Annotated in this window: 23 protein-coding genes; 17 read left to right on the top strand and 6 right to left on the bottom strand. The window is 46.4% G+C overall.

Annotation, left to right across the window (positions count from 1 at the left end; translation table 11 throughout):
* Complete coding sequence (locus tag BS19_RS12900) at positions 1 to 471, top strand: EVE domain-containing protein (protein ID WP_038175726.1); 471 nt, start codon at positions 1 to 3, stop codon at positions 469 to 471.
* A 41-nt stretch (positions 472 to 512) separates the two neighbouring features.
* Here BS19_RS12900 and BS19_RS12895 read toward each other — a convergent pair whose 3' ends face one another.
* Positions 513 to 1,340: a Cof-type HAD-IIB family hydrolase gene (locus BS19_RS12895; protein WP_038175724.1), complete on the bottom strand. Its 828-nt coding sequence runs from the start codon at positions 1,338 to 1,340 to the stop codon at positions 513 to 515.
* Positions 1,341 to 1,448: 108 nt separating this feature from the next.
* Positions 1,449 to 2,435 carry an alpha/beta fold hydrolase gene (locus BS19_RS12890; RefSeq protein WP_038175722.1) on the bottom strand — a complete coding sequence of 329 codons (987 nt, stop codon included), beginning with the start codon at positions 2,433 to 2,435 and terminating at the stop codon, positions 1,449 to 1,451.
* An 83-nt stretch (positions 2,436 to 2,518) separates the two neighbouring features.
* Between BS19_RS12890 and rhtB the strand changes: the two genes are divergently transcribed.
* The 7 genes from rhtB (at position 2,519) to BS19_RS12855 (ending at position 8,791) form a co-directional block, all read left to right on the top strand.
* Positions 2,519 to 3,136: a homoserine/homoserine lactone efflux protein gene (gene rhtB, locus BS19_RS12885; protein ID WP_038175720.1), complete on the top strand. Its 618-nt coding sequence runs from the start codon at positions 2,519 to 2,521 to the stop codon at positions 3,134 to 3,136.
* 14 nt (positions 3,137 to 3,150) lie between these two features.
* Positions 3,151 to 4,389, top strand: coding sequence for an EAL and HDOD domain-containing protein (locus BS19_RS12880; RefSeq protein ID WP_038175719.1), 1,239 nt, complete (start codon positions 3,151 to 3,153; stop codon positions 4,387 to 4,389).
* A gap of 127 nt (positions 4,390 to 4,516) precedes the next feature.
* A complete protein-coding gene (locus tag BS19_RS12875) occupies positions 4,517 to 4,858 on the top strand; it encodes a metalloregulator ArsR/SmtB family transcription factor (protein WP_038175717.1) in 342 nt (113 codons plus the stop codon).
* A gap of 19 nt (positions 4,859 to 4,877) precedes the next feature.
* A complete protein-coding gene (locus BS19_RS12870) occupies positions 4,878 to 5,879 on the top strand; it encodes an ArsJ-associated glyceraldehyde-3-phosphate dehydrogenase (protein ID WP_038175713.1) in 1,002 nt (333 codons plus the stop codon).
* Between the two features lie 12 nt (positions 5,880 to 5,891).
* A complete protein-coding gene (locus tag BS19_RS12865; RefSeq protein WP_038175712.1) occupies positions 5,892 to 6,383 on the top strand; it encodes a cyclin-dependent kinase inhibitor 3 family protein in 492 nt (163 codons plus the stop codon).
* Positions 6,384 to 6,458: 75 nt separating this feature from the next.
* A complete protein-coding gene (gene arsJ, locus BS19_RS12860; RefSeq protein WP_038175711.1) occupies positions 6,459 to 7,679 on the top strand; it encodes an organoarsenical effux MFS transporter ArsJ in 1,221 nt (406 codons plus the stop codon).
* A gap of 98 nt (positions 7,680 to 7,777) precedes the next feature.
* Positions 7,778 to 8,791 (top strand): acyltransferase, encoded by a 1,014-nt coding sequence (locus BS19_RS12855; RefSeq protein WP_038175710.1) that lies wholly within the window; start codon positions 7,778 to 7,780, stop codon positions 8,789 to 8,791.
* Here the strand turns inward: BS19_RS12855 and BS19_RS12850 are convergent.
* Positions 8,788 to 9,117, bottom strand: coding sequence for a DUF2500 domain-containing protein (locus BS19_RS12850; protein WP_038175759.1), 330 nt, complete (start codon positions 9,115 to 9,117; stop codon positions 8,788 to 8,790). The two genes, BS19_RS12855 and BS19_RS12850, sit on opposite strands and share 4 nt — an antisense overlap.
* Before the next feature lie 263 nt (positions 9,118 to 9,380).
* Between BS19_RS12850 and BS19_RS12845 the strand changes: the two genes are divergently transcribed.
* The 3 genes from BS19_RS12845 to BS19_RS12835 all read left to right on the top strand — a co-directional run bounded on the left by BS19_RS12845 (position 9,381) and on the right by BS19_RS12835 (position 11,987).
* A complete protein-coding gene (locus tag BS19_RS12845) occupies positions 9,381 to 9,746 on the top strand; it encodes a hypothetical protein (RefSeq protein ID WP_038175708.1) in 366 nt (121 codons plus the stop codon).
* 902 nt (positions 9,747 to 10,648) lie between these two features.
* Positions 10,649 to 11,272 carry a lysoplasmalogenase gene (locus BS19_RS12840; protein ID WP_038175707.1) on the top strand — a complete coding sequence of 208 codons (624 nt, stop codon included), beginning with the start codon at positions 10,649 to 10,651 and terminating at the stop codon, positions 11,270 to 11,272.
* A 130-nt stretch (positions 11,273 to 11,402) separates the two neighbouring features.
* On the top strand, positions 11,403 to 11,987 hold the full coding sequence (locus BS19_RS12835; RefSeq protein WP_038175706.1) for a YhgN family NAAT transporter: 585 nt from the start codon (positions 11,403 to 11,405) through the stop codon (positions 11,985 to 11,987).
* 57 nt (positions 11,988 to 12,044) lie between these two features.
* Here BS19_RS12835 and BS19_RS12830 read toward each other — a convergent pair whose 3' ends face one another.
* Together BS19_RS12830 and rsmD are read right to left on the bottom strand one after the other, a co-directional pair.
* Positions 12,045 to 12,311, bottom strand: a complete 267-nt coding sequence (locus BS19_RS12830; RefSeq protein ID WP_038175705.1) for a DUF1145 domain-containing protein — start codon at positions 12,309 to 12,311, stop codon at positions 12,045 to 12,047.
* A gap of 4 nt (positions 12,312 to 12,315) precedes the next feature.
* Complete coding sequence (gene rsmD / locus BS19_RS12825; protein ID WP_038175758.1) at positions 12,316 to 12,927, bottom strand: 16S rRNA (guanine(966)-N(2))-methyltransferase RsmD; 612 nt, start codon at positions 12,925 to 12,927, stop codon at positions 12,316 to 12,318.
* A gap of 211 nt (positions 12,928 to 13,138) precedes the next feature.
* Here rsmD and ftsY point away from each other — a divergent pair, with 211 nt between their 5' ends.
* The 6 genes from ftsY to glpG all read left to right on the top strand — a co-directional run bounded on the left by ftsY (position 13,139) and on the right by glpG (position 18,619).
* The gene (gene ftsY / locus BS19_RS12820) at positions 13,139 to 14,323 is read left to right on the top strand and encodes a signal recognition particle-docking protein FtsY (RefSeq protein ID WP_038175703.1); all 1,185 of its coding nucleotides are present in this window, start codon (positions 13,139 to 13,141) and stop codon (positions 14,321 to 14,323) included.
* Between the two features lie 45 nt (positions 14,324 to 14,368).
* Entirely contained in the window at positions 14,369 to 15,043 is a 675-nt protein-coding gene (gene ftsE, locus BS19_RS12815; protein WP_038175701.1) for a cell division ATP-binding protein FtsE, read from the top strand.
* Positions 15,033 to 15,995: a permease-like cell division protein FtsX gene (gene ftsX / locus BS19_RS12810; protein ID WP_038175699.1), complete on the top strand. Its 963-nt coding sequence runs from the start codon at positions 15,033 to 15,035 to the stop codon at positions 15,993 to 15,995. The genes ftsE and ftsX overlap by 11 nt, the downstream gene beginning before the upstream one ends.
* 183 nt (positions 15,996 to 16,178) lie before the next feature.
* The gene (gene rpoH / locus BS19_RS12805) at positions 16,179 to 17,036 is read left to right on the top strand and encodes an RNA polymerase sigma factor RpoH (RefSeq protein ID WP_038175697.1); all 858 of its coding nucleotides are present in this window, start codon (positions 16,179 to 16,181) and stop codon (positions 17,034 to 17,036) included.
* Between the two features lie 415 nt (positions 17,037 to 17,451).
* Entirely contained in the window at positions 17,452 to 17,778 is a 327-nt protein-coding gene (gene glpE / locus BS19_RS12800) for a thiosulfate sulfurtransferase GlpE (protein ID WP_038175696.1), read from the top strand.
* 4 nt (positions 17,779 to 17,782) lie between these two features.
* Positions 17,783 to 18,619 (top strand): rhomboid family intramembrane serine protease GlpG, encoded by an 837-nt coding sequence (gene glpG / locus BS19_RS12795; RefSeq protein ID WP_038175695.1) that lies wholly within the window; start codon positions 17,783 to 17,785, stop codon positions 18,617 to 18,619.
* Positions 18,620 to 18,654: 35 nt separating this feature from the next.
* Here glpG and BS19_RS12790 read toward each other — a convergent pair whose 3' ends face one another.
* The gene (locus BS19_RS12790; protein WP_038175694.1) at positions 18,655 to 19,062 is read right to left on the bottom strand and encodes a flagellar basal body-associated protein FliL; all 408 of its coding nucleotides are present in this window, start codon (positions 19,060 to 19,062) and stop codon (positions 18,655 to 18,657) included.
* Positions 19,063 to 19,088 lie beyond the last annotated feature (26 nt).

Here is a 19,088-nt window from a genome sequence, read left to right as displayed (position 1 = left end):
ATGGCATACTGGCTATTCAAAACTGAACCCGACACCTTTTCTATTGACACTCTTCGTACACAAACCCGTTCGTGCTGGGAGGGAGTACGCAACTATCAAGCGCGCAATATGTTGCGTGATGAAGTGAAGCAGGGTGATTGGGTACTCATTTATCATTCATCATGCAAAAAAGTTGGCGTCGCGGGGATCGCTAAGGTGGTGAAAGCAGCGTACCCCGATCATTTTGCGTTTGATGCCGATAGTGATTATTACGACCCTAAATCCAGCCCAGATAACCCGCGTTGGTTTATGGTCGATATTGAGTTTGTGCGTAAAACCGAGAGGTTGATTTCATTGGCGGTGATGAAGGCGATGCCAGAACTGGCCGATATGCCGTTAGTTAAGCGCGGAAACCGCTTGTCGGTGATGCCAGTGACTGAGTCGCAATGGCAGGCTATTTTAGATAAAGAGCGGCGACCGAGTCAGGCGTAATGAGTGATCAGGCTACCGGTAGGCAGCCTGATATTGCAATATTAAAACAGATGTTGATGTAAGTAATGAGCGACTGCATCGTCGGCATTGCTGCCAATAACGTCTAAGTGTGGCAGCGCTTGTTTTACTTTGTGATGCGCGGTTGCCATCACCAGACCTTTGCCTGCCATATCAAGCATTTCCGCATCATTCATCCCATCACCAAACGCGATGCAATTTTCTAACGACAGGTTGAGCGACTTGGCAACGGCTTCTAGCGCATGGCCTTTTGACACTTCTGCGGCCATGACTTCCAGACACCAAGGCGTCGAAAAAGCAATATTGAGCTTGTCACCAAACTGCTCACGTAGTTTGTGCTCATAGGTGACCAAATGCTCGTGATCATGCTCTGGATGGGTGAAGAAAATCTTGGCGATGCCATCGGTTGGCGCGGCACTGGCATCAAAACGCTGATAGCTAAAGCCAGACTCACTATGAAATTTAGCCAACGTCTCGTCGTCTCGGTCGAGTAGCCAATTGTCATCTTGGTACATGTGGATAAAAATATTGTGATCGTCGCGGATCACATCGATCACTGCTTGAACCAAATCCGCAGGCACGTTGTTGCTGTACATCAGTTGATCATTTTGGTCATGCACACGCGCCCCATTTGAGGTGATCATATAAGCGGGGATACCTGCGATCTGGCGAATACTGGCCACATCAATGTGGTGACGGCCAGTGGCAAAGACAAAAGTGAAGCCTTTCTCATGCAGTGCTTTGAGTGTCTGTTTGGAGAAATCGCTTAACTGGTGGTTTGGAGCAAGTAAAGTGCCATCGAGATCCGAAGCCACAATGTGAAAAGGAGTATCTTTGCGTGTTTGTGTCATATCACCCTCGGTAAATAACGCGTTGATGAGCCAATTGGCGAAGTAAACAGTCTACTTGAATAGAAAAGGCAAAAAGAGGGTAAAGATCGCCTTCTATGATTTCCTATTTTAATGCTGGTTGAAAAACGCTAACGTCGCATCTAGCGCTTGATTGCGGTAGTGGTCTTGTTCGAACAACAGTTCATGCCGTGCACCATCAATGACCTTAAATTGGCAACTTGGCTGGGTTTTTTTCAACTTATTAATGAAACGCGCTTGAGCAAGATTAGAAACGATTCTATCGTCGCCCGCTTGCATTACCAATAGGGGAGTGTTGAGGTGACGCGTCATAAGATAACACTGTTTACAGGCTATCAATCCCTGCCAAACCCAGCGCGTACTGGCGCCGCCGATTTTGAGTTCAGGGTGCTGTTCATACAGATCGCGAAACCAGTGATAGCGCACTGCACTTTGGCTGAGTAAGTTGCCCTCGAAAGGTTTAGCAAAATAGGCCACTTGTCCGGGAGCAAACGTCGGTTTTTTGTGCCACGCCGTTAACACTTGACCAAGCATAGGTGCGAATGGGCGCAGGTGCCAAGGGACATTAACGCCAAACATCGGCGCGCTCAGCGCCGCGGCGTCAAAGGGGGCGTCATGGGTTTGTAAGTAGCGGGTCGCGATGTTCCCACCCATGGAGTGGGCGAGCAGGTAACGTTGTTGGTAATGATCAAGGTTAAAGTGTTTAACAAGGCAATCGAGATCGTAGATATAGTCATCGAATTCTTCGACATAGCCCATTTGCGTGTCTTCTATCATTCGCTGCGACAAGCCCTGACCACGATGATCATAAGAGTAGATGTCGTAACCTTGTTGAAATAGGTCGTAAAACAGCTCTTGATACTTAATGGTACATTCAATGCGCCCGTTGACAACCACAATCGCTTTGGTGTGATGGGGGGCTGTAAACTTTACCCAGTACAGCGACTTTTTATCAAACGATTTTAGGTAGCTCTCCTGCCTAGATCGCCAGAATTTAGCAATATCGCTTTTGATAGCTTGCTCAAAATTGGACTCTTGAGTATAAGAAGGAGTAATGTTGCAACTGGAATCATTCATGGGTGCTCAAGCCTAAGTTCGATTTTATTCTCAACAACAACCGATTATGTGTGGCTAGCTCAGTTTAGTCGAGAGGAAAAACCATGGATATGCATGTTTGGCTTGCTTATGTCGTTACCGCCATTGTGTTCAGCTTAGCGCCGGGATCGGGCACGGTAAACTCGATCAGTAATGGCTTAAGTTATGGAACACGTCGCTCACTAGCCGCTATCGCGGGACTGCAAGTGGGCTTAGCGATTCATATTGCGTTGGTTGGGGCTGGCATCGGTGCGCTGGTGGCTCAGTCTGCATTGGCGTTTAGCATTATCAAATGGGTGGGCGCCGCTTATTTGGTCTGGCTTGGCATACAGAAGTGGCGTGATCGCTCAAGTATGGTGACCGCCGATTCCGTACCGCATCTTTCTGGATTCAAATTGATGCGCAAAGCGGTGTTGATCAACTTAACTAACCCTAAATCGATTGTCTTTCTCGTCGCCCTGTTCCCACAGTTTATCGACCCAACGCAAGATCAGTTGACCCAATTGATGGTACTTGGCCTAACCACAGTGACGATTGATGCGATCGTGATGTTAGGGTACACCTCGTTGGCTGCGCAGATGGGACGATTTATTCGCTCTGAGCGGATCATGTCGAAAATCAATAAGGTCTTTGGCTCGATGTTCATGGGATGCGGTGCGTTACTTGCTGCAGCCAAAGCGTAACTCGACCTGATATTATGCATAGAAGAACGAGAGATACCTTTGTTGCAAGACAGCCGATCTTAAATGCTAAGCGCCAGACCCTTGGCTACGAACTGCTGTTTCGGGACGGTGAAAACAATGCTTACCCGGCGCATATTGACTCTAACCGCGCGACCTACCGCATTATTGTTGAGAATTTTTTGTCGCTCGGTACCAATCCAGCGATGGCAACATCACGTTGCTTTATTAATTTCCCTCAGCAAAGCTTGCTGCGTCTGCTGCCTCTTTCGTTGCCAAAAAATAAAATAGTGGTAGAGATACTTGAGACCTGCACACCGAATGATGAGCTTTATGACGCGGTGAAACAGATCCACAATCAGGGCTATCTAATCGCACTGGACGATTTTGTGTATAAGCCGGAGTGGGAGCGTTTCTTGCCTTTGACCCATATCATTAAAATCGACATTATGGCGACGGGATTAGAAAACTCCTGTGAGTTGGTCAAAGAACGCCTTGCAATGGGGGTTAAACGTAAGTTTCTTGCAGAGCGAGTTGAGACCGAAGAAGAGTTTTTGGCTACGCGCTCGGCGGGTTTTACCTTCTTCCAAGGCTATTTTTTCAGTAAGCCCGAAATGGTTCGTCAGCGTTACATCAGTCCTGAACACATCATAGCGATGGAGTTATTTCAGGAAGTGTGCAAGCCAGAGGTCGACTTTCTTAAGGTCGAGCAGATCGTGGCGCGTGATGTCGCACTGTCCTACAAACTGCTGCGTTTCGTTAACTCGATGTCAGAGCGAATAGAAATTCCTATTTCTTCATTTCGCCAAGCGCTGGTCTATCTTGGTCAGGATAAAATTAAGATTTTTGTCTCTCTTGCCGTTGCTTCTTACGTTTCGGTCAATAAGCCCAAAGAGCTCTACACCTTATGTTTGCAGCGTGCTCAGTTCTTTATGTTGATGGCGCGCGACAACCCATTCAGTCAATATCGTGACCAAGCGTTTCTGATAGGGCTGTTTTCCATGCTTGATGCGATGCTTGATATGTCGCTCGATGATTTGGTCAAGCAGCTGCCGTTATGTGCCACGATCAAGCTTGCACTGCTTGAGCGTCAAGGTCCGTATGGTCAGCTGATCTCTCTTGAAGAGTGTTACGAGAGCGCTGACTGGCAGGGGATGGAACTGGCTTGTCAGCAACTCAATTTGTCGGTTAGCGAAGTGATGCCACGTATCTCTGAGGCCCAGCGTTGGAGCCGCGAGCTCAATCGCGTCATCTGATACTTCCCGCTACCTGTTATTCCCCCCGTCGTTGCTGTGAAACTTTTATGACAATCCGATCTGAAGGGTTGCAATCTCTCTGAGTTTTATTAAATATATATGCATATCCATATGTGAGTATATAAGTATGTTACCCCATCAGTTTTTCAAGTTACTCGCTGACGAAACGCGCGTGCGCTGTCTGCTGCTAATTATGCGTGAGCAGTGTTTGAGCGTCGGTGAACTGACTGAGGCATTAAACGAAAGTCAGCCAAAAATTTCCCGACATCTTGCGCAGTTACGATCAAATGGCATTTTGCTCGATGTACGTCAGGGTCAATGGGTGTTCTATCGCTTAGCCAATGACTTACCCGGCTGGATGAAAAAACTGATTGATGATTTGGTGGCTTCTCGCTGTTTAAAAACAGAGTACCAACACGATATTGAACGACTTCATGCAATGCAGGTTCGTCCTGTTTGCTGTCAATAATAGATTAAGAGAATGAACGATGACGATTAAAGTAGGAATTAACGGTTTTGGCCGTATTGGACGATTAGCACTTCGCGCCGCTTTTGATTGGCCTGAGTTGGAATTTGTATTGATTAATGACGTGGCAGGCGATGCCGCGACATTGGGTCATTTACTCGAATTCGATTCAGTGCAAGGTCGCTGGCACCATGGTGTTGCTGTCAACGGCGATAGCATAATCATTGATGGTAAAACCATCACCACCACTCAAGAAAAAGAGATTGATGCGGTCGACTGGTCTGGTTGTGACGTGGTGATTGAAGCTACTGGTGTCCATCGCAAAACCTCACTGCTTAATAAGTATCTTGAGCAAGGGGTGAAGCGCGTTGTCGTGTCTGCGCCAGTTAAAGAACAAGGTGTGGCGAACATTGTTGTGGGTATCAATGAAGAAATTTTTGAACCTGAGAAACACCGCATTGTTACCGCGGCCTCTTGTACGACCAACTGTATTGCCCCTGTGGTCAAAGTCATTCATGAAAAGTTGGGGATTGAGCAATCTTCGTTTACCACTATTCATGACCTCACCAACACTCAAACCATTCTTGATGCGCCACATAAAGACTTGCGACGCGCCCGAGCGTGTGGCATGAGCTTGATCCCAACCACCACTGGCAGCGCCACCGCGATTGTAGAAATCTTCCCTGAATTGAAAGGTAAGATCAACGGCCACGCCGTCCGTGTACCTTTGGCGAATGCCTCTCTGACCGATATCATTTTTGATGTTAAGCGTGATACCACCGCCGAAGAGGTAAATGCCCTGCTAAAAGAAGCCTCACAAGGCGAGCTGAACGGTATCTTAGGTTTTGAAGAGCGTCCATTGGTGTCAATTGATTACCGTGGAGATCAGCGTTCTACTATCGTCGATGCGCAATCAACCATGGTTGTCGGTACTCGTATGGTCAAAATCTACGCTTGGTATGATAACGAAATGGGGTACGCGACGCGCACCGCTGAATTAGTACGTAAAGTCGGTCTGGCGTAAGGGGCACATGATATGACACATCCTACATGGCAACTTGCTCTCGATAGTGGCGCGTTGATCCTAACCCCATGCCCAGGCACTAAGGGCGTCGATTTGGCCACATCACTGTCCGAGCTAAAAGCGCAAGGTGTTACGGCGTTGGTGACCGCACTTGATGATGCCGAATTGGCCAGCAAGCAGGTTGCAGAGTTGGGCGTTAAAGCGCAACAACTTGGTATGCAGTGGTTTCAGATTGAGATTGAAGATGATTGCGCGCCAGATGAACGCTTCGCCGTGAAGTGGCAACAAGCGAGCCCAGCGCTACACCAAGTGCTCCGTGACGGTGGCAAAGTGGCGTTGCATTGTATGGGCGGTTCGGGTCGTACAGGACTGTTTGCTGCTCATCTACTGCTTGAGAAAGGGTGGCCGCTAGACGAGATTATCGCTGAGGTACAAGCACTGCGACCTGGTGCTTTCACTAAAGCGGTTCAGGTTGACTACATTCACTCTGTCGCCGCTAAGTAGTCACTGCAATAAGAGTGTTTGGATCCTGGTCATTCAAACGCTCTTTTTTACGCCATTACAAAAGGTAAATTGGATATGTTATCGAGTTTGAGCAACAGCGTTCGCCAATACATGCTCGTCACCTTCAATTATTGGAATTTCACCATCACTGATGGTGCGTTGCGTATGTTAGTGGTGCTCTATTTCCACGACCTCGGCTATTCAACCTTAGAAATTGCTTCACTATTTTTGTTCTATGAGTTCTTTGGCGTAGTCACTAACTTAGTCGGTGGGTGGCTAGGCGCGCGGTTGGGGTTGAACAAAACCATGAACATTGGTCTTGGTATGCAGATCTTGGCATTGGTGATGCTCGCCGTGCCGATCACTTGGCTAACGATTCCATGGGTAATGATGGCGCAAGCGCTGTCTGGTATCGCCAAAGATCTTAACAAGATGAGTGCCAAAAGCTCGATTAAAAGTTTAGTGCCTGATGAACAGCAAGACGCTTTGTACAAATGGGTGGCGATATTAACTGGGTCAAAAAACGCGCTTAAAGGCGCGGGGTTCTTTATTGGTGGTTTATTGCTCTCGCTGGTGGGCTTCAAACTGGCCGTCTTACTGATGGCAAGTGTACTGACCTTAGTGCTTATTGGTAGCCTAATCGGCCTTGAGCGTAACTTGGGCAAAGCCAAAAACAAACCGAAGTTTAGTCAAATTTTTTCAAAGTCAGCGCCGATTAATATCTTATCCGCGGCGCGGTTGTTTTTGTTTGGCGCGCGCGATGTATGGTTTGTTGTTGCACTACCAATTTATCTTGGTAGCGCGTTTGGTTGGTCTCATCTGTGGGTGGGTGGCTTTTTGGCCTCGTGGACCATTGCTTACGGTTTTGTGCAAGGTATTGCCCCGCGGATTACGGGTAAGTCTCAAGGTAAAGTGCCTGACGGCCATGCGGCTTTATTGTGGGCAGGCTTACTCACCGCCGTTACCGCATTGATCGCTTATGCGGTCCAAGTTGGCTGGCAACCCCAATTTGTTATTGTGGCTGGATTGATGTTATTTGGTGCGATTTTTGCGATTAACTCATCACTGCATTCGTACCTTATTGTTAGTTATGCTAAAGGTGATGGTGTATCGCTTGATGTTGGCTTCTACTACATGGCAAATGCGATGGGACGCCTCATTGGCACCATTCTTTCTGGTTGGGTGTTTCAGATGGCGGGATTGGCCGCTTGTTTGTGGGTGTCGTGTGCTTTTCTTGCGCTGACAACGCTTATCTCGATAAAACTGCCGAAGCTCAAAGCGATAGCTACAGCATAACAAAATCGCAGTTATAACCAAAAGCTGACCAAGGTGATACCGAGGTTGGCTTTTTTGTTGTTATAGTCACTCTCTCAGTGACAAGAAGGGTGACAAGCGTGAGAGGAAGAGTGGTGTTTTTTGATGTGCTGCGCTGCGTGGCAGCCATTGCAGTGATAGCGATTCATGTGCTTGCCCCATATCGTCAAATGCTTGGAGACATTCCGTTTGACCAATGGGCAACGGCGGTTGGGGTGAACAGTGTGACTCGTTGGGCGGTCCCCGTGTTTATTCTTATTAGTGGCGCACTTATGCTCAGCGACCGACGTCCGTTTAATGCTCAGTATTACCTCAAGCGTCGCTTAGGCAAAGTATTGGTTCCGTTTCTGTTGTGGTCTGCGTTTTATGCTCTGTTATCTGGTCTCACTATCCAGGGCTATGATTTTGGTGTCACGGAGCAAGTGCTGCGAGACAGCCCGTGGCATGCTACTTATTACCACCTCGGGTTCTTCTACTATTTTATTCCACTCTATTTGCTGATCCCGTTTTTCCAGTTTGTGGTCAGACAGCACGGTGATAATGCGCTGTATGCGTATGTTGCGATTTGGCTGGTGACGACCTTACTCTATTTGCTGGGGATTGACGGCGTGTGGAGCAATCAGCTGTGGCTTTACAGTGGGTATTTACCCTTGGGGTATTTATTGTATCAACGCGTCTCGGTCACATTGGGTTGGGCTGTTCTTTTTAGCTTGCTTGGAATCGCCGCACTAGCCACCACCGCTTACATGGTGATAGGTAATAGCCTTGCTGCAGACAAGTATACCGTTGGGCGTTGGTTGTCGTATAAAACGCTTAACGTGGTACTGGCGGCAAGTATGATTTTCATCTTATGCCGTTATGTGGGTGAAGGTTTGTCAGCGTCAGTTAATCGAGTGATTGGCTTTATCAGTCAGCACAGCCTAGGGATCTATTTGCTACACCCTATTTTCCTTTGGCCAATGAAAGAGTTTGGCTGGTATCAAGGCCATCCTGCTTGGGTGATCCCCGTTTGGATTCTTCTCAGTGGTGGCGGTGCATTATGGCTCAGTTGGGTGGTATCACGCTCAGAAAAAACACGCTGGTTATTGCCTTAACGTTTTAGCGCAAAATGGATAAAAGTGTCACCTTGATAGGTGAGCGTACCTTGATCTCCAGGATTGAGCGCTTGGAAGTAATGCACACCCACTTGGAATTCACGTTTGGGGCCAATGCGCCCTTTTTGTACATAAATCCAATATTCCTGCTCATCCTGACCGGGCTGAGCATCTTCAATCGCAATTGACTGTTTGTCTAAAATGGTGACGTCGACTTTCTGTTGTGGGGCATTCTCGCCTTGAATGTGTTTGCGATAGAAGTGGGTAAATGCCCAGCCGCTAACAAGAGCAGTGACAGCAATAGCAATAAGCAGTGTGATAGGCATAATCATTGGGTCTCTGAGGGTTTGGTCTAATACTAGCGATATTTCGGTTGTGATTCAGGGCACGGCTCTTGCTGCAAAAACAAAGTGTTCAGTGCAACAAAAATCTTCGAGTCATATCACGTACGTTGGGCAGTGTAAGCCATTAGCCCCCCTTTTACTGGTTGATTCTTTTACACAAATCTATTTGCATTCGAAACAAAAAGTGGGACATTAGATACAATAAGGATCAAATACCCCCTAAACTTAGAGCGTGGAGGGAGACTATGTCTGATATCGAAAACGTAGTGACACGGACGAGAAAAATCGAGGCGCTACTGCGGACTCAGTATCATGCGAATGGCAAGGGGCTACATCAGTTGATCACCAGCTGTGAAGAGCGTTTGCCTCATGATGTGATTAGCAAGCTGCGCTACATTGCGACCATACGCAATAAAGTTGTCCATGAGCATGATTTTAAACTCGATGGTTGCAATGATTTTATGTCAGTGTGTGATGAGTGTGAAAAAGAACTGACGCCTCGCAGCTCTCGTTTTGTGTGGCGAGCTGCGATTATGTTGATGACATTGATTACTGGTGCTGCCTTGTTTTTCTATTATGCGCATTGGGACGAGTTATCTAAGCATCTATAACGTGAAAGCACGAAAATCGGTTTTTTTTCTTTTGGTGTAAAAGTCGACACATCGCTAGTTTTTTACACCAAAGTTATGAGTATTGGCCTCAGATAGCAAAAAGGGACGCACCAGCGTCCCTTTTTTTATTTGTTTTTTACTTAGTACATCATCGGCAGTGTCATTAGGCCTACGACAACTGCGATCATTACAAGTCCTTGTTTTTGTGAAGAAGAAATCATAGCACTGCTCCTAAAAAGTGATGTTTAACGGTATGTAAATAAGAATAGCAGCTTTTTAGGGGTTAGATCAAGCTAATAAGACAATAAGCCTTAAAAAAATAACTTTTCTGGTCTCGATTAAACCTTTTTGTTGAAGTTCAGGCGTGGGGTGAGTGATGTTTAACCTGTGTAATTTCTATTCTATATTGCTAATTTTCCTCTTAAGTGATTGTTATTGAAGGTAAAGCAAAGTGGTTAAACTTTGTTTAAATTAGTTTTTTGTGATTTATAGAGCTTTCGTTGATCTGGATTGAATAGTGCGTCCATTTAACTGCTAGCTTGGCTTTAAGTAGGCATTTGGTTGCTAAGTTGCATATTGGTGTCAGTGCGATGTCAAATTATCGTAAGGCTAAAATTAAAATTTACATTAATTAAACATTATGTTTTATTGGTTAAGTTGTTGAATTTTATTCACTTTAAATTCATTTTTCTTGGTAATCGTAGCAAAAGTGATTTTTTTGACGACTCTGCTGTCTCAGCGGCGATTTTGGATCGCCTGGTAAAAAGTTGCCAAATAACCCCGCGCTGTCGCACATATTGCGCCGACAAGAAGTATTATCAAGATCCAACTTTTGCCCCTCAAAACTAGACATCTTTTTCGAGCTGCCTACACTAGCAGCTCATTTTTATTGAGGTGTTCGAATGTGGAGCTGGCTCTCGGTTGCCTTATCTGGGTACATCAGTATTTCTGCGCTTGAAAACAATCGCATCAAGCAAGCGGCGATGTTTAAAATATTGACGTTATTTATGTTGCTCGTCATGCTCTGGAGTCAGGAAGCCTTGGTTGGCATCGTGGCGTGGTGGGTGTCACTGGGTTTAATCATTTCGATGGTTGCAGACGGTCTCTATATCGCCAAAAAGCACCTTAAGTTCTGCTTTGCAGGGTTTGTTGCAGCGCAGCTTTGTTATAGTGCTTCATTTTGGTTTAAGCTTTCTGGCGATATCGTTTGGTGGTTGCCTGCAATGCTGTTCGGTATCGGCGTTGTCTGCTTCTTCCTGTTGTTGCCAAAAATCGATCGATTGATCTTCCCTGTGGTGATGATGGGAATGGTGTTGTTGCAGCTTAACTGGGCCGCAGGTGAAGTGTGGTTGTTGAACCGTACCGTTGCGAGCGCATTAGGCTTTACTGGGTCGTTAACACTGACGTTATCGGCGATGCTATTGGCTATCCATGACTATCGTCATCCGCTCGACAAGGGGCGCTACTTTATTTCTGGGAGCTATCTGTTGGCACACTGCCTGATCACAGCTTCTCTGCTTATCTAAAATCAAGGTACCTGACGGTTTCTATCCGGTACCTTGACGCTCAAACAACCATTGTTGCTATTCAGGTCTCGAGGTTGCGATACTTCGGCCAATTTTCTGTGCTTGATTGATTTATTTTTGGAGGTCTTTTATGGACATTCTTTCTGCCGCGACCATGTTGGTGTTGATCATGGATCCGCTTGGCAATTTACCTATTGTCCTATCGATTTTGAAGCACCTTGATCCAAAGCGCAGGCGTAAGGTTTTGGTTCGAGAGTTGTTTTTTGCTCTTGGTATTTTAATGTTGTTCTTGTTTGCAGGTAAGAGCATCCTTAATTTTCTTCATGTCCAGCCAGAAACATTGAGTATCTCGGGCGGGATCATCCTGTTTATTATTGCCATCAAAATGATCTTCCCAAGCGGTGGCAGTATCACAGGGCTGGCGGCGGGTGAGGAGCCGTTTATTGTGCCAATGGCGATCCCAATGATTGCTGGTCCATCCGTTATTGCGGCGTTGTTGCTCTTATCGAGCCAGCACCCTGAGCAGTTACTTGAATTGTCTGCTGCGGTATTGTTAGCCTGGGGCGTGGCTTTCTTTATTTTGATGTTCTACAACTTTTTCCATCGCGTGTTGGGCGAGCGAGGATTAAAAGCGGTTGAACGCCTGATGGGCTTACTACTTATTATGATATCGACACAGATGTTCCTCGATGGCGTCAAAGGATATCTCGGCTAACGATAGCGACAAAAAAGCCGCTTAACTTAGCGGCTTTTTTGTAATGGCATGTATTTGCTATGACATGTGTTTACGGCGAATATCAAGTAGTGCGAAAATGCCGAAGATTAAAATCGACCATTTTTCCCAACTGCTCATTTTGATCTTGTCACCGAAAGCCCCAATGAAGATCGCCATCTGTAAACCATGCATCATCAACAAGAACGCGCTCATAATGTAGAGGGCGATCGCTGCTTTGCCCGGAAACGGCGCAAAGACGTTGAGGATAAGTATAAACCAGACAAAACCGATGGCTGCTTTGGCTAACCATATCAATGCTTTCATTTTATTATCCTTGTGGTGAGTGTTGACGGTTGAACAGGCGGTAGTTGACTTGACCGGCGGTTTTTTCTCGGTGTAGATGCCAATGAGCTGGAATCACGTTATCCAGTGTCAGCTCTTTTTCGGTCTCGATATAGATAAGCGCATCGTCTGCCAACCAACCATTTTGCTCAAGTAACTGAATTGTCTCATCGAGTAACCCTTGACGAAATGGTGGATCAATGAATACTACATGATGCGGCGTCCCGGCTTGTTTAAGGTAGCTTAACGCATCGCTGTTGACCGCTGTGAGGTTGCTGGCATTGAGCGTAGCAATATTGCTTTGCAACTGCTTAAAGGCACTCGAATTGAGCTCAATCAGCGTGACCATTTCAGCTTGGCGTGAAGCGGCTTCAAAACCTAGCCCTCCAGAGCCAGCAAACAGGTCGAGACACTTGGCTTGTGGCACATCTTGGGCTAGCCAGTTAAACAGCGTTTCTTTGACACGATCTGTGGTCGGTCTTAACCCTTCGGCGTCATGAACAGGGAGTTTACGTCCTCTCCATAACCCGCTAATAATACGAACAAAGCCACTTGAGGGCTTTTTTTGTGATGTGTTTTGCTGGCGACGTCTTACCATAGATTTTTTGACCGCTAATAAAGTGATACTATACGCGCTGACTGCTCTGCTGTTGAGCGCTAACATACAGCCCAAATTTGTTGATGACAGAGTGTATACCATCACTCTGACAGTGAAAACGTTTCACTCTGTTGTCATTTTTCTTTTCTTGTCGGCGACATTGCCGCAAAAAAGAGTCTGAGTTAATTAAGACGATCTAGGATAGCCCCAGATGACGGAAAAAAAGAAGCGTGGATTACTCTCTTGGCTTGGCTTTGGTGACGAAGAACAGGCCAAACAATCCACACAACAACAAACGGAAACCGAACCAACACTCGAACAAACGGTTGACGAGCAACATCAACGCCCTGAGGCTGAGCTAGCAGAAGCAGAAGCAGAAGCAGAAGCAGAAGCAGAAGCAGAAGCAGAAGCAGAAGCAGAAGTAGAAACTGACACTCCCGCTGAACCGCGCGTTGCCGAACAAGAGAAACCAAGCGAAAGTTTCTTTGTGCGTTTAAAGCGCAGCTTAACGCGCACCAAAGCTAATATTGGGGCGGGTTTTTTTGGTCTGTTCAAAGGTAAGCAAATTGATGATGAGCTGTTTGAGGAGCTTGAAGAGCAATTGCTGATCGCTGATGTCGGTATGGATACCACTGTCAAAATTATCGACAATTTAACCGACAAAGCCTCACGTCAAGATCTGAAAGATGGCGAAGCGCTTTACGGTCTGCTTAAAGATGAGCTGGCGGATATCTTGTCTCAGGTTGAGCAGCCGTTGGTCGTGGATTCGACGAAAACGCCATTCGTCATTTTGATGGTTGGTGTCAATGGTGTCGGTAAAACGACCACAATAGGTAAACTGGCCAAACAGTTCCAAGCCGAAGGTAAAAGCGTCATGCTAGCGGCAGGTGACACCTTCCGCGCCGCTGCTGTCGAGCAGCTTCAAGTATGGGGCGAGCGCAATAACGTCCCAGTGGTAGCGCAGCATACTGGTGCTGACAGTGCTTCTGTGATTTATGATGCGATTGAATCAGCGAAAGCCAAGGGCGTTGATGTGGTGATTGCCGATACCGCCGGGCGCTTGCAAAACAAAGCCAACTTAATGGAAGAGCTGCGCAAGATCGTCCGTGTGATGAAGAAGATCGATGACTCGGCACCACATGAAATCATGCTGACGCTTGATGCGGGCACCGGGCAAAATGCGATTAGCCAAGCTAAATTATTTAGTGATGTTGCGCCATTGACGGGTATTACGTTGACTAAGCTTGATGGGACGGCGAAGGGTGGTGTTATTTTTGCGCTGGCCGATCAGTTCCAAATCCCTATTCGTTATATTGGTGTTGGTGAAGGTATTGACGACCTACGTCCATTTGAGACACAAGAGTTTATTGATGCTTTGTTTAGTCGCGAAGACTAACGTTAAGCGACCAATAGCAGCAACTCAGTAATAGAGGGATTTCGGGTGATAAAGTTTCAACAAGTGAGTAAGGCGTATCGCGGCGGCCGACAAGCCTTGCAGAAAGTCGACTTCCACCTGCGTCGCGGTGAAATGGCTTTTCTTGGCGGTCATTCGGGTGCGGGTAAAAGTACTCTGCTCAAGTTGATTTGTGCGATAGAGCGCCCAACGGACGGTAAGGTGAGCTTTAACGGTCACGACATCACGCGAATTCCTAGTAAAGATATTCCTTTTTTGCGCCGTAATATCGGTATTGTATTCCAAGATCACCGTCTGCTGATGGACAGAACAGTGTTTGATAATGTCGCTCTGCCGATGCGCATCGAATCGATCTCGGAAAATGAAATAAAACGCCGTGTTTCAGCCGCATTAGATAAAACCGATCTGCTCGATAAAGCGAAATGTTTACCTAGCCAGTTGTCTGGCGGTGAACAGCAACGCGTAGGCATTGCTCGCGCAGTGGTTAACCGACCAACGTTATTATTGGCCGATGAACCAACGGGTAACCTTGACCCTGAGTTGTCGAATCGTGTGTTGAAGCTATTTGAAGAGTTTAACCGCGCAGGAGTGACGATCTTACTCGCTACTCACGACATCGGTTTAGTGAATACGCGTCCACAATACCGTCACCTTGAGTTAAACCAAGGCTTCCTTAGCGAGGTAGAAGATTATGGCCAATAAACCTCGTGGACGAACCAATGTGACAGCGAAAAATCGCGTCAAAAAAGACAGTTTCTTTAAGGTCCATCTTAAGCAGGCGAAGTTGTCGTTTCATGAATTGTGGCAGCGACCATTAGGTAACTTGCTTACTTTAGCGGTTATCTCAATGGCATTAGCGATGCCATCGGCGCTTTATCTTCTGGGTAAAAATATTGCTCAAGCATCCAGTGATGTGACGAGTCCTTCACAAGTGAGTGCTTATATTCAAGAACGTACGCCTGAAGCGCGCGTGATGGTATTAAAAGATCAGCTTGAGAGTGACAGCGATGTCGCGGCGGTCGAATACATCTCTCCACAGCAAGGTTTGGATGATTTGAGCCAGTATTCAGGGTTTGAACAAGCCATTAGCCTACTGGATGATTACGCCCTACCGGGTGTGTTAGTGGTAACGCCGAGTCGTGACGACCAGCAAGTGATTAAGCAATTGGCCGGGCGGATCGCACAGCAGAGTGAAATCACCGATGTTCGTTTGGATGAAGACTGGTTAACCCGGTTGGATGCAATCAAGAACCTTGTGAGTGGTATTGTAATTACGCTGTCGGTACTGATGTTGGGGTCGGTGTTCCTGATTGTAGGTAACACCCTGCGTTTTAATGTGTTGGCAAATAAAGAAGAGATCCAAACCATGAAGCTGATTGGTGCGACCAACAGCTACATTTTACGTCCTTATTTGTACTCGGGGATGTGGTTTGGCTTGCTAGGTGCGGTCAGCGCATGGATCTTAACAGCGTTGATTACCGTATTACTCAACAGTAGCGTTGAGAAGTTAGCGTTACTGTATGACAGTCGTTTTCGTTTGGTAGGTTTAAGCTGGGATGAGTCGCTATTGCTGGTGATGCTCGGCATTTTTTTAGGTTGCTTAGCGGCCAAAGTCTCTGCCCAACGGCACTTAAAAGAGATCGAACCTATTTAATTGGAACTCGACTGTTTAGTGGTTGTCATACTATTGAAAAAAGTAGACGCTACCGTATACTTCGCTCTTGTGTAGACGATTTGTTTATGCATAATAGTTTCCCCCTGCTTGAATCTTGTTCATTTTAGGTTCAAGATTGTTGGGTTAAAACTTACTCCAGATCAGAGATTGATGAGGAACCGAATGACGAATAAAGCATACCCTATGGCGGTTGTTACACAAGATAGCTTAGATAGCTATATCCGCTCAGTAAACAGTTACCCAATGCTGACTGCTGATGAGGAACGTGAGCTTGCTGAGAGGCTGCATTATGACGGTGAAATTGAGGCGGCAAAAGGGTTGATCCTTTCCCACCTTCGTTTTGTTGTTCACGTCGCGCGAGGTTACTCTGGCTATGGTTTACCAATGGCTGACCTAGTTCAAGAAGGTAACATTGGTCTAATGAAAGCAGTCAAACGTTTCAATCCAGAAGTGGGTGTACGTTTGGTTTCGTTTGCTGTGCACTGGATTAAAGCCGAGATTCATGAGTACGTATTGCGTAACTGGCGTATCGTCAAAATCGCCACGACGAAAGCACAACGTAAATTGTTCTTCAACCTACGTAAGTCGAAAAAACGTTTAGGTTGGTTCAATAACGGCGAGGTGGAAACGGTCGCTCGCGAATTAGGTGTTGCGCCATCAGAAGTGCGTGAAATGGAGTCTCGTTTAGCGGCACAAGATCCTACCTTCGAGATGCCAAACGACGACGATGATTCTGGTTCATCGTACACAGCGCCGATGGTTTACCTAGAAGACAAATCGTCTGATGTTGCTGACAATGTGGAAGCGGCAAACTGGGAAGCACACACCAACAATCGTCTTAGCCTCGCACTTAAGAGCCTAGACGAGCGTAGTCAGCATATTGTTCGCTCTCGTTGGTTAGAAGACAATAAAGCCACGTTGCAAGAACTGGCAGATACTTACAATGTATCAGCCGAGCGTATTCGTCAGTTAGAGAAGAACGCGATGAAGAAGCTTAAAGCGGCGGTTGGCGAGTTCTAATAGCCACGCACAAACTGATTTATCTAAAAAGCCGAGATCAAACGATCTCGGCTTTTTTGTTGCTGATCGCTTATCGATATTTTGCCTGTTTTTCGGGATCGAATGTAACCGACTTGCCTGTGGGTAACTCTGTGTGGAAATTATTGGCTATCTGTCAGAAAGCAGGGTGAATAAAGGGCTGTACTCTCTTTATCCAATGGGGATAGTTTTCTCTTTACACACAATCAAATAAGGATCATCACTACATATTGTGGATCGATTCTTATAAAAACACTTTATCAACGTAATCCACAAATTTATCCACAGATGGTTGAATTATGATCACTGGTGGATAACCTTACTGACACAGAGTACTTGTTGACCACTGGATAGGTTACAATCGCGTTAGTAAAATTAGCGATAAAAGAGAAAGATTATGGACCAGTTTAAACATATAGATGTGGCAGGTGCTCAAGCTCTGCTTGAGCAAGGTGACGCGAGAATGGTCGATATCCGCGACCCGCAATCTTTTGCTGTGAGTCATGCCAAACAAGCATTTCATTTGACCAACGATACGATGGTTTCGTTTATGGATGATGTGGCGTTTGAACAGCCGATATTGGTGATGTGTTATCACGGTATTAGCAGTCAAGGCGCGGCGCAATATTTGGTTAACCAAGGCTTTGAGCAGGTGTATAGTGTTGATGGTGGTTTTGAAGCCTGGCACAGGGCAGGGCTTGCTACGGAATCGAGTTTAGGATAGCAGTATGGTGAGACTGATTGCTCTCAACAATCCAAGAATGGCGCAAGCGTTTATCGATTATATGGCGTCTCGAAAAATAGACGTGCAGATGATGCCTGAGGGAGAGGGTCAGTTTGCTCTGTGGCTGGTGGGGGTAGAACATCAAGTGGAAGCGGAAGCTGAGCTGAAGCAGTTCCTGGCCAATCCAAACGCTGGCAAATACCAAGCGGCCTCATGGCAGGTAGCTGAAACAAGGCAGAATCATTTTAAATACCACTCGCCCAGTATGTTGGCAATGATCAAGGCGAAAGCTGGGCCAGTCACATTAAGTGTAATGATGATGTGTATCGTCATCTTTGGTTTGCAACAGTTTGGGTCAGGCCAAGGGGTGTTTAACGCACTCCACTTCCCCGCTTTTTCTACTCAGCAGTGGCAGCTATGGCGTTGGGTGAGTCATGCACTGTTGCATTTTTCCATTATGCATATCGCTTTTAATTTATTGTGGTGGTGGCAGTTGGGTGGCGATATTGAGCAGCGTTTAGGCTCGGCAAAACTGCTTCAGTTGCTGGTGATTTCCGCAGCGTTGTCGGGAGCAGGCCAATACTGGATTGAGGGTGCAAACTTTGGTGGTTTGTCTGGGGTAGTTTATGCGTTAGTCGGCTACTTATGGATGCTCGGTTACAAAGCGCCTCAACTGGGCTTAAACCTTCCTAAACCTGTGATTGGCTTCATGTTGGTGTGGTTAGTGCTGGGGTTTGTCCAGCCGTTTATGGCTATTGCTAACACGGCTCATTTGGCCGGTTTGATTTCTGGGGTGCTATTAGGTCTGTTGGATGCCAGTCGCATGGTAGAGCGAGACTAGTCAATGCGGCGCCTCATAGAGTGCGCCGTTTGGTTTTATTGGTAGAGATATTTAGTGAACAGTAAATCGGCGATAATGGTTTTGCCAGTTTCAGGCAGCAAGGTCGCATTTAATTGCTCAACTAAGGTTTTACGAAGATCTTCTCGCCCAGCGAGTGATGTGACGGTTTCTTCGGTTTGTTTACCGAGTAATTCTATCACTGCATCTCGAATAAGCGGTTGATGCAGTTCGATGATACCGAGGTCAGCCTGACTGGCAACCATGATGTCGATGCGAACTTGAATATAACCGAGCTTTTTTCCTTTGGTGTAGAAGTTGGTAGTGAGATCAGGCTCTAGAGTAAAATAAGCCAACTTGGGTGCGCCTTCCTCTTCGGCTAGTGTGGGTAAGCTAACAAGCAACCCCCAGACGACAAATATTTGGGCTAGGTAACGTTTAATCATATTTATAACTTTTCTTTCTTCCAATC

Source organism: Vibrio pacinii DSM 19139 (genome assembly GCF_000711795.1).
GTDB classification, from domain to species: Bacteria; Pseudomonadota; Gammaproteobacteria; order Enterobacterales; family Vibrionaceae; genus Vibrio; species Vibrio pacinii.
The sequence above is the reverse complement of the archived record's forward strand: the minus strand, read 5'-3'. Positions and strand labels throughout refer to the sequence as shown.

Coding starts and splice junctions, on each gene's coding strand:
- BS19_RS12900 (WP_038175726.1), top strand. CDS start 1: ATGGCATACTGGCTATTCAAAACTGAACCCGACACCTTTTCTATTGAC.
- BS19_RS12895 (WP_038175724.1), bottom strand. CDS start 1,340: ATGACACAAACACGCAAAGATACTCCTTTTCACATTGTGGCTTCGGAT.
- BS19_RS12890 (WP_038175722.1), bottom strand. CDS start 2,435: ATGAATGATTCCAGTTGCAACATTACTCCTTCTTATACTCAAGAGTCC.
- rhtB (WP_038175720.1), top strand. CDS start 2,519: ATGGATATGCATGTTTGGCTTGCTTATGTCGTTACCGCCATTGTGTTC.
- BS19_RS12880 (WP_038175719.1), top strand. CDS start 3,151: ATGCATAGAAGAACGAGAGATACCTTTGTTGCAAGACAGCCGATCTTA.
- BS19_RS12875 (WP_038175717.1), top strand. CDS start 4,517: ATGTTACCCCATCAGTTTTTCAAGTTACTCGCTGACGAAACGCGCGTG.
- BS19_RS12870 (WP_038175713.1), top strand. CDS start 4,878: ATGACGATTAAAGTAGGAATTAACGGTTTTGGCCGTATTGGACGATTA.
- BS19_RS12865 (WP_038175712.1), top strand. CDS start 5,892: ATGACACATCCTACATGGCAACTTGCTCTCGATAGTGGCGCGTTGATC.
- arsJ (WP_038175711.1), top strand. CDS start 6,459: ATGTTATCGAGTTTGAGCAACAGCGTTCGCCAATACATGCTCGTCACC.
- BS19_RS12850 (WP_038175759.1), bottom strand. CDS start 9,117: ATGCCTATCACACTGCTTATTGCTATTGCTGTCACTGCTCTTGTTAGC.
- BS19_RS12845 (WP_038175708.1), top strand. CDS start 9,381: ATGTCTGATATCGAAAACGTAGTGACACGGACGAGAAAAATCGAGGCG.
- BS19_RS12840 (WP_038175707.1), top strand. CDS start 10,649: ATGTGGAGCTGGCTCTCGGTTGCCTTATCTGGGTACATCAGTATTTCT.
- BS19_RS12835 (WP_038175706.1), top strand. CDS start 11,403: ATGGACATTCTTTCTGCCGCGACCATGTTGGTGTTGATCATGGATCCG.
- BS19_RS12830 (WP_038175705.1), bottom strand. CDS start 12,311: ATGAAAGCATTGATATGGTTAGCCAAAGCAGCCATCGGTTTTGTCTGG.
- rsmD (WP_038175758.1), bottom strand. CDS start 12,927: ATGGTAAGACGTCGCCAGCAAAACACATCACAAAAAAAGCCCTCAAGT.
- ftsY (WP_038175703.1), top strand. CDS start 13,139: ATGACGGAAAAAAAGAAGCGTGGATTACTCTCTTGGCTTGGCTTTGGT.
- ftsX (WP_038175699.1), top strand. CDS start 15,033: ATGGCCAATAAACCTCGTGGACGAACCAATGTGACAGCGAAAAATCGC.
- rpoH (WP_038175697.1), top strand. CDS start 16,179: ATGACGAATAAAGCATACCCTATGGCGGTTGTTACACAAGATAGCTTA.
- glpE (WP_038175696.1), top strand. CDS start 17,452: ATGGACCAGTTTAAACATATAGATGTGGCAGGTGCTCAAGCTCTGCTT.
- glpG (WP_038175695.1), top strand. CDS start 17,783: ATGGTGAGACTGATTGCTCTCAACAATCCAAGAATGGCGCAAGCGTTT.
- BS19_RS12790 (WP_038175694.1), bottom strand. CDS start 19,062: ATGATTAAACGTTACCTAGCCCAAATATTTGTCGTCTGGGGGTTGCTT.